This window comes from Mycolicibacterium rhodesiae, from assembly GCF_002086695.1.
GTDB lineage: Bacteria > Actinomycetota > Actinomycetes > Mycobacteriales > Mycobacteriaceae > Mycobacterium > Mycobacterium rhodesiae.
This window is the reverse complement of record NZ_MVIH01000007.1, coordinates 242,872-254,931: the sequence shown is the minus strand read 5'-3', so window position 1 is coordinate 254,931 and position 12,060 is coordinate 242,872. Positions and strand designations below refer to the sequence as shown.

Below are 12,060 nucleotides of genomic sequence, written 5' to 3'. Positions count from 1 at the left end.
CCCGGGTACGCCCCGCCGCCGCCCGGCCAGTCAGGCGGGTACGCCCCGCCACCGCAGAACCCTTACGGCCAACCGAATTACGGCGGCGGCTTTCCGCCTCCGATCCCCTCGGCCGGCCAGCCGGGCGGGCTGGGCATTCGGTTCGCCGCACGTCTGATCGACGGCATCATCGTCGGCATCGTGTCCTTCGTGCTCGCGTTGCTGTTCGATGCGACCAGCAACATCCTTGTGACCGGGCTGTTTTCGGGCGTGCTGACGTTTGCATACTTCGTCGTCTTCGAGGTGACCCAGGGCTGGACTCCGGCCAAGAAGATCCTGGGCTTGAGCGTCCGCGGACCCGGCGGTGCACCCAAGCCTGATGTGCAGCAGTCGGCTATCCGCAACTCATTCACGTTGCTGTCGGTGATCCCTTACATCGGCGGTCTGCTGGCCGTCATCGCCTACATCGTGATCGCGGTGACGATCAACGGAAGCCCGACCAAGCAGGGCAAGCACGACGAACTCGCGGGCGGAACCCAGGTCGTGAAGGGCTGACCGCCGCGGTCAGATCACCAGACCGAGCAGCAGGACGACGATCAGGCCGGTCACTGACAGCACCGTCTCCATCAGTGACCAGGTCTTGATCGTCTGACCCACGGTGATCCGGAAATACTGGTTGACCAACCAGAATCCGGCGTCGTTCACGTGGGAGAAGAACAGCGAGCCGGCGCCGACGGCCAGCACGACCAGCGACACCTCGCCGCTACCGAGACCTTCCACCAACTGGAGCACCAGTGCCGAGGCGGTGATGGTGGCGACCGTCGCGGAGCCGGTCGCCAGCCGGATCAGGACGGCCAGCACCCAGGCCAGCAGGATCACCGAGATGTTGGCGGTCTTGGCCCAGTCGGCCAAGAGGGTACCGATACCGCTGTCGACGAGGACTTGTTTGAAACCACCACCCGCGGCGACGATCAGGATGATGCCTGCCACCGGGGGCAGACCCGATTCGACGCATTTCATCACCTCGGACCGGCTCATCCCCGCGCCGCCACCCAGGGTGAAGATACCCACGATCACCGCGATCAGCAGTGCGACCAGCGGGGTACCCAGGACGTCGAAAGTGACTCGGAACCATTGGTTCTCGTCGTCGATGAAGATGTCGACAAGCGCCTTGCCGAGCATCAGCACGACAGGGAGCAGGACGCTGAACAACGTCACCCCGAATGACGGTCGGCGGCTGCCGCGGTTTTCGTCGGGAATGACCTCGGCTTCTGGGCCGGCGGCGCGCAGCGCGGCAGCACCCGAACCGAACGTGTCGGGCGCCTCCACCACAACCCAGCGCCCGGCCAGCTTGCCGAACAACGGGCCGGCCACGATGATCGTCGGGATCGCGACTGCCACACCGAGCGCCAGCGTCAGGCCGAGGTCCGCGTTCAACAGGCTGATCGCGGTCAGCGGTCCCGGGTGGGGCGGTACGAATCCGTGCATCGCGGAAAGGCCGGCCAGTGCCGGGATTCCCACGGTGATCAACGACAGCTGTGAGCGCCGCGAGACCAGATAGATGACGGGCATCAGCAGGACGAGGCCGATTTCGAAGAACATCGGTAGGCCGATGATCGCGCCCACCAAGGCCATCGCCCATGGCAGCGCGCGCGGCGACGCCCGCCCGACGATGGTGTCGACTATTTCGTCGGCGCCACCGGAGTCGGCGAGAAGTTTGGCGAACATCGCGCCGAGGGCGATCAGGATGCCGACACCCGCGGCGGTGGACCCGAAGCCGTCGCTGAAGGACTTCAGCACCTTTTCCAGGTTCTCCCCGGCCACGATGCCGACGGTCAACGCACCGAAGATCAAGGACAGGAACGGGTGCAGATGCAGCACGGTGATCAGGACGACGATCACCGCGATACCGGCGAGGAAGGCCAGGATGAGCTGCCAGCCGGGCGCGACCGGTGTCGCCAGCGTGGGCGCTTCGGCCAGGAGGGTGGCATGGGCGTTCATTGGCGTCACTTTCCTTCAGCGTGGTTTACGTAGCTGTCGACGATCGAGTCGATGCTCTGATCGACATCGATGCTGATGCCGTCTTCGTCGGCATCGAGAGGTTCGAGCGTGTCGAATTGCGAGGCCAGCAGGCTCGCCGGCATGAAATGGCCTGGCCTGCTTGCCTGTCGGCGAGCAATGACCTCCGCAGTTCCGCTCAAGTGCAGGAACTTCACGCCGGCGCAGTGCCTGCGAAGCTGATCGCGGTAGGCGCGCTTGAGCGCCGAGCAGCTCATCACGCCGCCGCCGGGGTGATCGGCCAGCCATACCCCGATCGCCTCTAGCCACGGGTAGCGGTCGTCGTCATCAAGCGCGTGCCCCGCGGTCATCTTGGCGATATTGGCCGGTGGGTGGAAGTCGTCGGCGTCGGCGAACGGCACGCGCAGCCGCTGCGCCAGCGCTGCGCCGACGGTTGATTTCCCCGAACCGGACACTCCCATGACGACGATGGGTGAGGTCATGCCTGCGTCTACCCTCCTGTTCGCCATGTCACACAGCATTCATCAATAGTCATACGTTTGCAATACCAAATCGTGATCAATCTGTTTTTACCTTGCTGCAGGGCGCGTATGACAACATGTATGTGTGAGTTCGGAGCCAATCGTCAGCGAGCTGCACAGCAGCGTGCTGACCGCGCTCGGCGAAGCGATCGTCTCCGGCCACTACCAGCCCGGGCATGTACTCACCCTCGACGACGTCAGTGCGGACCACGGGGTTTCGCGCTCGGTGGCGCGGGAGGCCATCCGGGTGCTGGAGTCCATGCGAATGGTCGCCCCGCGCCGCCGGGTCGGCATCACCATCCAGCCATCGAGTAAATGGAACGTGTTCGACCCCAGGGTCATTCGCTGGCGGCTGGATGTCGGTGACCGCGCCGCGCAGCTCATGTCGCTGTCGGAGTTGCGTCGCGGCTTCGAGCCTGCGGCCGCCGCACTGGCGGCGCGTCGCGCCGATCCCCATCAGTGCCGGATCATGGCGGCCGCCGTGTCCGACATGGTGGTGCACGGCCGCTCCGGCGACTTGGAATCATATCTGCTGGCGGACAAGATCTTTCACCGCACATTGTTGGAGGCCAGCGGTAACGAGATGTTCCGGGCGCTCAACGATGTGGTCGCCGAGGTCCTCGGCGGACGCACTCACCACGGCATGATGCCCGATCGGCCCAACCCCGCCGCGATCGAACTCCACGACGAGGTCGCCCGCGCGATACGGATGCGCGACGAGGCTGCCGCCGAGCGCGCCATGCGGGCCATCATCGACGAAGCCGCCGCAGCGCTGGCCGGTGATCTCTCGGTGCCGCCCGGGAATTAGCTTGCGTGCCTACGCCGCCGGCTGCACGTGGAAGTACATCATCAGCCCCTCCACCTTGGTCACGGTCACGGTATGCCGCGTCGTTTCGCCCGCCGCCGTCACATCGCAGTGCGCCTCTGCACCCTGTTTACCGTCCAAACCGCCGTCGCAGTCGGCAGATTCGACGGCGACGCCCGACGACTGAGACACGGTCTTGGCCACCAGCTTGTCGAGCTGATCCTTCGACGCGGCGGGAACCATGCTGTAGCTGATGTTCTCCCCGTCGATCTTTGTCGCGGTGACCACGAGGTCGAAGCTGTCGGAGCCGCTCAGCAGCACCTCGCAACGGGTGGTCTTGCCGACTTCGCCCCGCAGATTCTCGGCACAGCTCACGGTTTGCGGTTTCTCACCCGCCTTCTGCAGACGCTGGGTGATGTCTTTCTCGAGGTCCGTTTTCGACACCGCGAGACCACCGGTGCCGACGTCGGACGAACACCCGCTCAGTGCCGCGCAGGCAACACTCACCGCGGTGAGCCCGGCCCCGAGCCGAGCGAGCGCCGTCATGGCACGCATGGTGACCTCCCAGCCGGGCCGCGGCGCGGGCGGCCGCACGATGCCAGCAAGATACCAAGTGGTTCACTACTTCAATGAGCAGAACCCCAGCCCTGGCACGCCGATTCTTCGACCGTTACGAACCCGTGCACGGCATCACCTACTTCGCCCCCGGGGTGCGAAGTGCGTTCGACGCCATGGGATTCGTCGGGTTCTGGCGCGGCTACTTCGCCGGTCGTTCGGCACCGCTCGGCCGGGTGCCGGTAGAACTGGTGACCGCGACGTTCTACAACTTCTCCACCGAACGGGTGGCCAAGGCCATACCCGCGATCTGGGATATCGCCGCACCCGAGGAGATGGTGCGCGTCCGGCAGGACACCGCTGTCGCGGCGCTGCAGGGCTACGGGCTCGGTGACGACACGCCGGGGGTTGCGGAGGCCGCCGAACTGGCCGGCCTGGCGGCGAGAAACGCTCCGCTGGACGGCCGCCCGCTGTTCGCGGCGAACCGCGCACTGCCCTGGCCGGACGCCCCGCTGGCCGCGTTGTGGCATGCTGCGACGCTGTTACGTGAGCACCGCGGCGACGGCCATATCGCCGTGCTGGTGAGCGAGGGCATCAGCGGACGCGAGTCCAATGTCTTCCACGTCGGCGCCGGGGCGGTGCCCGCCGATTTCATCAAACGCACCCGCGACTACTCCGACGAGGAGTGGGCCTCGTGCGTGCGGTCGCTGCAGGAGCGCGGATTGCTCACGCCCACAGGCACTCTCACCGAGGCCGGCCGGACTCTGAAGGAGCACGTCGAAACGCGCACCGACAGCCTGTCGCTGTCCGCGCTGGACGCTCTCGACGACGATTCGGTGGAGCGTCTGTTCCGTGCCCTCACCCCGATCACCCGGACCGTCATCGCCGGCGGTGACCTACCCGCGGCGACGCCGATGGCGCTGCGCCGCGACGAACTCGACGACGACAGCGCGCGCCTCTGAGCCGGCCCCTGGCTCAGCTCGATTTGCGGTGCAGCGCTTCGGGTTTGTGAACGGCGTCATTACCGCTCTTGTCGCTGCGAACCCGATACTGCGGATCGTCACTCGACGCGCGTACCGTTCGCTTGGCGGCGGTGGTGTCGGAGGTGATCTTCTCCTCCACCGTCCCCTCGGCGGTGCCGCCGTGGCTCTGCCAGGTGACCTTGTCGCCCTTGTGGAATTCGTCCTTGCCCATTCCTGCGCGTACCCCCGCGGTCCCGGGTCTAACCGGTCACACGTTGCGGTTCCACTCCACCCAGCCCGACCCGGTCCGCCCGTCGGCGGTGTCGACGGTGACCCAGGCCCGCGGGAAGAAACTGACCTGACCCTCCGGCGCCACCAGCCGGACCGGCGCGTGACCGCGAACATGGACCGTCGTCCGGACCGGACCGGGCAGATAGTCGATGGTCGTCGTCAGCGGTAACCCGTTGTCGGAGAACGTCGCCTCGGCACGCACAGTCGTCGTCTCGGTGACCGGTTCGCCGGCGCGCTGCAGGTAGCCGACGCTGATCGGGTCCATACCCGGGATGCGCAGGTCGACACCGTGTAGGTGGGTGCCGTCGTCGAGGTGCAGGGCGCTCCAGACCCAGTCCATGCTCCACCAGTCACGCACACCGTGGGAGTGATCGCGCTGCCCCGGCACTGCCTCGAACTGGTGTACGGTCCCGTCGATGGTGACGGTTCCGGTTACGGTGCAGGGGATTTCGTAGCGGGTGGTGATGCGATAGGCGTACGGGGTCCCGACCGTCGTCCAGGTGAGGTCCATGGCCAATTCGACGGGCCTGCCGGGCTCGTCGCGCAGCAGCGCCGACGGATCGTCGTATTCCAGTGCGGTGCCGCGGACCTCGACGCGGTAGGTCTGCAGCGGGATGATGGCGCCGTGACGTAGTTCGGCGCCATCGGCCGTGGCCACCAGAGGGTCGCTGGGCATCGGCGCCTCGAAGTTCACCAGCGCCACCGTCGGCATATCGGGGCCGCACACCAGCGCGTTGATCCACGCGACGTTCTGGTTGGGTACCAGGCCGAGCCGCAGCCAGCCGCCGATACCCTGAGCCGGGTCGGCAAAGTCCCAGTACCAGCTCTCGTTCCACAGTGGCTCGGTACCGGGCTGATGGGCGCCTTCGTCGGCGGGGTCGGGCTGCAGAGCGGCAGCGGTGGCCGGCGGCGGCAGGATGTCGAGCGCGCCGGTGTCGAGGACGTGGCTGGTGTGCCGGTCCAGCATGGTCAGGAACATCTCGTCGCCGCGGTCGGTGCGCTCGACAAGCATCGACGAGACAACCGCCATCATCACCCCCGCGAAGCTCTGCCGCCGGACGCCCTCGCGTACGTCGTCGAGCGCGACACCCGAATCAGGCCCCAGCCCTTGGTGATACGCACGCAACAGCTCGTCGTAGTGGGCGCGCCGATCGTCGATGGTGACGGCACATCCGATGAAGTACGCCACGTCGGTCATGGCAGGCCCCCAGGTTACGGTCTGCCAGTCCACGACGGTGAGGTCGCGCCGGGATCCGGGACGGCCGAACAACATGTTGTCGAGCCGGTAATCGCCGTGCACCAGACCCTTGATCCGCTCGGGCAGGGACTCGTCGGCCACGTAGGCGTCGAAACTGCCCGCCAGCCGCTCACACACCTGCCGCTGCTCGGCGGTGATCGCCTCGCCGTAGCGGTCGGCGAAACCCGCCCAGAGCTGACCGATCAGCGCCTGGTTCAGCGGCGCGGCCCGGGTCAGCCATTCGGCGTCGGCCAGGTGATCGTTACCGATCGCCGGGGCGTGCAGCCGTCCCAGCTCCGTCAGCGCGAGAACAGCGTCTTCGATTGTGGCGCCGCGGATTTCGTTGCCGACCTCGGCGGGAGCCGCGTCGTCGAGAAGCAGCGCGAAGATCCCCGTCTCAGGGTCGTACGAGCTGTAGTAGCACTCGGCCACCGGGCCGCCGAGCCGCGGCGCCACGTCGGCGTAGAACCTGACCTCGCGCTCGTAGAGACCCAGCGCCATCCCGGTCTGCCTGCTCGTCGGATCGGTCGCGGCGACCTTCAGCACCACCGAGGCGGGCCCTTCGACGCCGTCGGCATACGTCAGTCCGACCCGGTAGCACTCGCTCATCTGGCCGGTACCGATGCGGTCGACGGTGAATCCGGTGACAGGGAACCCGATGGCGGCGGTCAGCCATCCGGCGGTGAGGTCAGTCGGTCGCTCGATGACGATGTCGTTGATCTGCACGCGACCAACCTAGGACACATCCCCGGCAGCCCGAGAGGTTTTCCCGCCATCTCTTGACGGGTGTCAAATCAGTCCTGGTCAGGCTAGCGGCCGGCCAGTGAAAACCCTGCCCATGCCTCACGCCGATGCGGATGGGGGTCGTAATCGACGCGGGTGTGCCGGTCGAACACCAGCACCGGGCGCTCCGCCTCGGTGTAGCGGGGCCAGCCGTCGCCCGGTACGCCGGTGCGGCTGAAATGCCGCCACCTGTTCTGCAGATCCCGGCTGACCTTCAGCGCCGAGCGCCGGTCCATCGCCGCGGTCAGCGCGGCACCGAACCGGGTCCGGTAGATGTCGAACACGGCCAGCAGCTCGGTGGCGTGGGTGGCGCCCAGTCCCGACCAGTGCAGGGTCCGCGGCGCGTAGTCGTAGCGGTACACATACGTCGGCGCGTGCCGGCCGTGCGCCTCGGCGATCTGCCAGGCAGCGGTCCCGAACGCGAAATCCCCCCCGAGCTGGACGCAGGCCGCCGGCCGCGGGTAGTCGGGGTAGGCCGCGGTGATACGTTGGCGCGCTTCGGGTTCCGCGCTCGCCAGCAATCGCTCGATAGCGGGCTCGGTGGTCGGAAGCAGCTTCATGAACCGGGTGAACAGCTTGCCTTCGTCGGCGTTGGTGCCGACGATCAGCGGCACCTTGTGGATCGCCCCGCGCCGCATGGCCGCGATCGGATCGTCGGGCAGGACGTCGTCGCCGTAGGTGGGGCCGAGCGAGAAGGCGCCGTCCATGTCGGTCATGCTTTTGGCCAGCAGCGCGTCCAGGGCGGCGACCAGATCCCGGGGGCGGGCCCGCATCACGGTTTCGGCGCCGTCGTCTCCGCTGGACCCGAGCAGCCGGGCGAACTTGCCGGCAATCGTCGCAGCGGTCTCCGGACCGCTCACCAAGCCGGACGCGGGGCTTTCCGAAATAGCTTGCGCGAAAAGGCCTTCCGCCTCCGGAACGGCCAGCAGCGTCGCGACGGCATGGGCGCCGGCACTCTCGCCGAAGATCGTCACGTTGCCGGGGTCACCACCGAATGCCCCGATGTTGTCGCGTACCCAGCGCAGCGCCAGCACGAGGTCGCGCAGGAAGAGATTGCTGTCGATCGGGGTGTCCGGCGTGGACAGCGACGAGAGGTCCACGCAACCGAGAGCGCCGAGGCGATAGTTCACCGAGACGTACACGCAGCCGCGGCGAGCCAGCGCGGCGCCGTCGTAAAGCGGAGTGGCCGAGCTGCCCATCAGATAACCGCCGCCGTGGATGAAGAACATCACCGGCAACGGTTCGTGGTCCGGCTCGCTTCCGGTCCACTGCGGGGTGACGACGTTGAGGGTCAGGCAGTCCTCGCCCATCGGCTGGTACTTGCCCACGGCCAGCATCGTGTAGCGGCGCTGCTGGGGGGCACAGTTGGCGAAGCCGTGGCAGTACCGGACGCCGCGCCACGGCTGCGGGGGCTGCGGCGCGCGGAAGCGCAGCGCCCCAACCGGCGGGCGGGCGTAGGGAATCGAACGCCACCTGTTGACCCCGTTGCGGACGAACCCCTCGACGATGCCGCTGCCCGTGGTGGCGCGGACGGTGTGTTCGTGCATCACTCGACGGTAGCGAACATTGCGCTCCTCGACGCGCCTGACAACCCGATCTGTTGCGGCCCGCTAGCCTGTCGGGATGCGGATCGCCGTGCTGTTCACCGCGTCGCTGCTGGTCGCGGGATGTTCCGGCGCGACAGGCGGTCAGGCGCGCCAAACTCAGCTGACACCGATCACCCCGTCGCGCACGGCCACGTCGTCGTCCGCGCCGCCATCGTCCACCTCGACCACCGCCACATCGTCGGTCCCGGCACCCACGCCCGGGGTACCGATCGCCGACGCGATCCGGTGGATCGAGGCAGCTCCCCCGATCGACGCGGCGCAGTACCACATCGCCTTGCGCGGCAGCGTCACCACCGAGCTCGGCGACGATGTGGCCTTCACGACCCCGGGCGGGACGAATTGCATGACCGACGCCAAACACGGGTCCCCCGCGCTGGCGTGCCTGGTGGAGCTGACGAATCCGCCGCCGCGGCCCCCGGACGTGTACGGCCAGTGGAAAGGCGGTTGGGTCGACTTCGACGGGTCGACCGTCCAAGTCGGTTCGGCGCACGGCGATCCGGGTCGCTTCGCGGCAGGGCAGGGCCGCGAATTGCCGTATGACGTATCACTGTCGTTCGGTAATTACCGCTGCCGGACCGACGCGAGCGCCCTGGTGTGCGTGAATTACGCGCAGCAGTCGGCGATACGGCTTGCCGCCGACGGTGTCGACGCGTTCGCGTGCGCCCGGCAGGTCACCCCGCCGGCGGGCATCGGCGTGCAGTACGCCTGTTAGTGCGTGTGCGCCGGATAGGCGTGGATCATCGCGGTCGCGAGTTTTGGCACGGCGTGGGTGAGGTCGTGTTCGGCTGCGTGGGCCACGTGATGTGCTTGCGCCAGCGTGAGATCGGGGTCGACGTCGAGTTCGGCGTCGGCGTGCAGCCGGTGGCCGATCCACCGCATCCGCACGCTGCGTACCGCCCGCACTCCCGGCCGGGCAGCCAGCGCCGCCTGCGCCATCTCGACGAGTTCGGGATCAACGCCATCCATCAAGCGGCGGAACACATCCCGGACCGCGGTGCGTAACACCGCGAGGATGGCCACAGTGATCACCAGACCGATGATCGGGTCCGCCAACGGAAAGCCGAGGGCGACACCTCCTGCACCGATCACCACGGCCAGGGAGGTGAATCCGTCGGTGCGGGCGTGCAGCCCGTCGGCCACCAGAGCGGCGGAACCGATCTGGCGTCCGACGCGGATCCGGTAGAGCGCGACCCATTCGTTGCCGACGAAGCCGAGCAGCCCGGCGAGCGCGACCCAGCCGAGGTGCTCGATCGGGCGCGGATGGATCAGACGTCCGACGGCCTCGTACCCGGCGATGATCGCGGACAGCGCGATCATCGCGACGACGAACATCCCGGCGAGATCCTCCACGCGGCCGAAGCCGTACGTGTATCTCCGCGTTGCGGCCTTGGTACTCAACGCGAATGCGATCCACAGCGGCACCGCGGTCAAGGCATCGGAGAAGTTGTGGACGGTGTCGGCTGCCAGTGCTATCGACCCGGACGCCACGACGACGGCGATCTGAGCCAGCGCGGTGACACCCAGTACGACCAGGCTGATCTTGACCGCACGAATACCGGCCGCACTGGACTCGAGCGCACTGTCCAGGCTGTCGGCCGAGTCGTGGGAGTGTGGGGCGAAGATGCCGGTGACCGCCGCGCGCAGACCGGTGTGGTGGTCATGGTCATGACCGTGGTGGCCGGATTGATCTGCCGGAAGATGCTTTTCGGTTCGCGTCATCGGCGGGTCCTGGTTCGCTGATCACGCGTAAGCGGAACGACGGCGGATTCGCTGTTGTGGTGCGACGGCACACCCGGGCCTGCGTGCTCGGCGTTGTACACCGCGTCAGTGACGAGTTGGCGCACGTGGTCGTTCTCCAGGCGGTAGAACACCTGGGTGCCTTCTCGTCGGGTACGCACCAGGCGGGCCATCCGCAGTTTGGCAAGGTGCTGGGACACCGAGGGCGCCGGCTTGCCGATGCGCTCGGCGAGATCGTTGACGCTGAGCTCGCCGTCGATCAACGACCACAGCAGTTGCACGCGGGTGGCGTCGGCCAGCATGCGGAAGACCTCGACAACGAGCAGCACGTGATCGTCGGCAAGCTGCCTATCTGCATTCATACGCAGATAATAGCGGAGCATGCCCGCCCAGCGTGGGGGCTGTTGGTGGCAGAACCCGGTCCGGGCACCGACAACCCCCACGCGCGGCGTGAGAACGACCCGGGTTACGCCGCCAGAACTCCCTTTGCGCGCAGGATCGGAAGTACACCCTCGGCGAACCAGTAGGCCTCTTCGAGGTGTGGGTAGCCCGACAGGATGAACTCGTCGAACCCCACCGTGTGGTACTCCCAGATCAGGTTGGCCACCTCTTCATGGCTACCGACCAAGGCGGTACCGGCCCCACCGCGGACCAGCCCGACGCCGGCCCACAGGTTCGGGTAGATCTCCAGCTTGTCGGTGCGGCCGCCGTGCAGCGCGGTCATCCGGCGCTGCCCTTCGGACTCCGAACTGGCATGAAGCTTGGTCGCTTGAGCGATCTGGTCCGGCGTCAACTCGCTCAACAGTTCCTCGGCGACCGCCCACGCGGCGGCCGAGGTGTCGCGGGTGATCGTGTGCAGCCGGATCCCGAAACGCAGGTTGCGGCCACGGGCCTCGGCCAGTTCCCGCACCGCGTCGATCTTGGCCTTCGCGGCCAGCGGCGGCTCTCCCCAGGTGAGGTACACATCGACGTGCTCGGCGGCGATGGGCAACGCGGCCGGCGACGACCCACCGAAGTAGAACTCCGGCAACGGGTTCGGCGGCGCGGATACTCGGCCGTCGCGGATCTTGTAGAAGTCGCCGTCGAAGTCGTACGACTCCTGACCCCACACCGACTTCACGATCTGCAGGAACTCCCCGGTGCGGGCGTACCGCTCGTCGTGGTCGAGCCAGTCGCCGAATCGCTGTTGCTCGAGGTCGTCGCCACCGCTGACGACGTTGAGCAGCAGGCGGCCATCGGAGAACCGCTGGAGCGTCGCCGCCTGCTGGGCGGCCAGTGTGGGCGGCACCAGTCCGGGCCGGAAGGCCACGAGGAACTTCAGCCGCTCGGTTTCGGCCAGCAGTGCCGATGCCGTCAGCCATGCGTCCTCGCACCATGTTCCGGTCGGCGTCAGCACGCCCTCGAATCCGAGCCGGTCGGCAGCCCGCGCCACTTCGGCGAGATACCGCCGCGTCGGTGGACGGTACCCATCGGGAATCGTGTGGTGCGCCGACGCATGCGATGCCCCGACGATCGACCGGCTGTCACCGTTGGTGGGCAGGAACCAGAAAAACTTCGCGGACAC

General features: G+C 67.4%; 13 protein-coding genes. 4 read left to right on the top strand and 9 right to left on the bottom strand.

Annotation, left to right across the window (positions count from 1 at the left end; translation table 11 throughout):
- The coding region (locus tag BST42_RS17165; RefSeq protein WP_435406043.1) for an RDD family protein at window positions 1-534 on the top strand (534 nt) is incomplete at its 5' end.
- A 9-nt stretch (window positions 535-543) separates the two neighbouring features.
- On the opposite strand, the gene BST42_RS17160 is transcribed toward BST42_RS17165, so the two are convergent.
- Window positions 544-1,980 (bottom strand): GntP family permease, encoded by a 1,437-nt coding sequence (locus BST42_RS17160; RefSeq protein WP_083120508.1) that lies wholly within the window; start codon window positions 1,978-1,980, stop codon window positions 544-546.
- A 5-nt stretch (window positions 1,981-1,985) separates the two neighbouring features.
- Complete coding sequence (locus tag BST42_RS17155; protein WP_083120507.1) at window positions 1,986-2,480, bottom strand: gluconokinase; 495 nt, start codon at window positions 2,478-2,480, stop codon at window positions 1,986-1,988.
- A 124-nt stretch (window positions 2,481-2,604) separates the two neighbouring features.
- Between BST42_RS17155 and BST42_RS17150 the strand changes: the two genes are divergently transcribed.
- Complete coding sequence (locus BST42_RS17150) at window positions 2,605-3,327, top strand: FadR/GntR family transcriptional regulator (protein WP_083120506.1); 723 nt, start codon at window positions 2,605-2,607, stop codon at window positions 3,325-3,327.
- A 9-nt stretch (window positions 3,328-3,336) separates the two neighbouring features.
- Here the strand turns inward: BST42_RS17150 and BST42_RS17145 are convergent, their stop codons facing one another.
- Window positions 3,337-3,918 carry a DUF4333 domain-containing protein gene (locus BST42_RS17145; protein ID WP_237159473.1) on the bottom strand — a complete coding sequence of 194 codons (582 nt, stop codon included), beginning with the start codon at window positions 3,916-3,918 and terminating at the stop codon, window positions 3,337-3,339.
- Between the two features lie 35 nt (window positions 3,919-3,953).
- Here BST42_RS17145 and BST42_RS17140 point away from each other — a divergent pair, with 35 nt between their 5' ends.
- Window positions 3,954-4,841, top strand: coding sequence for an SCO6745 family protein (locus BST42_RS17140; RefSeq protein WP_083120505.1), 888 nt, complete (start codon window positions 3,954-3,956; stop codon window positions 4,839-4,841).
- 13 nt (window positions 4,842-4,854) lie between these two features.
- Here the strand turns inward: BST42_RS17140 and BST42_RS17135 are convergent, their stop codons facing one another.
- From BST42_RS17135 to BST42_RS17125, 3 genes are all read right to left on the bottom strand, one after another.
- On the bottom strand, window positions 4,855-5,073 hold the full coding sequence (locus tag BST42_RS17135) for a hypervirulence associated TUDOR domain-containing protein (RefSeq protein WP_083120504.1): 219 nt from the start codon (window positions 5,071-5,073) through the stop codon (window positions 4,855-4,857).
- A gap of 36 nt (window positions 5,074-5,109) precedes the next feature.
- On the bottom strand, window positions 5,110-7,095 hold the full coding sequence (locus tag BST42_RS17130; protein WP_083120503.1) for a DUF7064 domain-containing protein: 1,986 nt from the start codon (window positions 7,093-7,095) through the stop codon (window positions 5,110-5,112).
- An 83-nt stretch (window positions 7,096-7,178) separates the two neighbouring features.
- Window positions 7,179-8,699, bottom strand: a complete 1,521-nt coding sequence (locus tag BST42_RS17125) for a carboxylesterase/lipase family protein (protein ID WP_083120502.1) — start codon at window positions 8,697-8,699, stop codon at window positions 7,179-7,181.
- A 76-nt stretch (window positions 8,700-8,775) separates the two neighbouring features.
- Between BST42_RS17125 and BST42_RS17120 the strand changes: the two genes are divergently transcribed.
- Window positions 8,776-9,471 (top strand): hypothetical protein, encoded by a 696-nt coding sequence (locus BST42_RS17120; RefSeq protein WP_083120501.1) that lies wholly within the window; start codon window positions 8,776-8,778, stop codon window positions 9,469-9,471.
- Here BST42_RS17120 and BST42_RS17115 read toward each other — a convergent pair.
- From BST42_RS17115 to BST42_RS17105, 3 genes are all read right to left on the bottom strand, one after another.
- Window positions 9,468-10,478: a cation diffusion facilitator family transporter gene (locus tag BST42_RS17115; protein WP_083120500.1), complete on the bottom strand. Its 1,011-nt coding sequence runs from the start codon at window positions 10,476-10,478 to the stop codon at window positions 9,468-9,470. The genes BST42_RS17120 and BST42_RS17115 overlap by 4 nt on opposite strands.
- Window positions 10,475-10,858: an ArsR/SmtB family transcription factor gene (locus tag BST42_RS17110; RefSeq protein WP_083120534.1), complete on the bottom strand. Its 384-nt coding sequence runs from the start codon at window positions 10,856-10,858 to the stop codon at window positions 10,475-10,477. Before BST42_RS17110 ends, BST42_RS17115 begins: the two co-directional genes overlap by 4 nt.
- Before the next feature lie 104 nt (window positions 10,859-10,962).
- Window positions 10,963-12,060: an LLM class flavin-dependent oxidoreductase gene (locus BST42_RS17105; RefSeq protein WP_083120499.1), complete on the bottom strand. Its 1,098-nt coding sequence runs from the start codon at window positions 12,058-12,060 to the stop codon at window positions 10,963-10,965.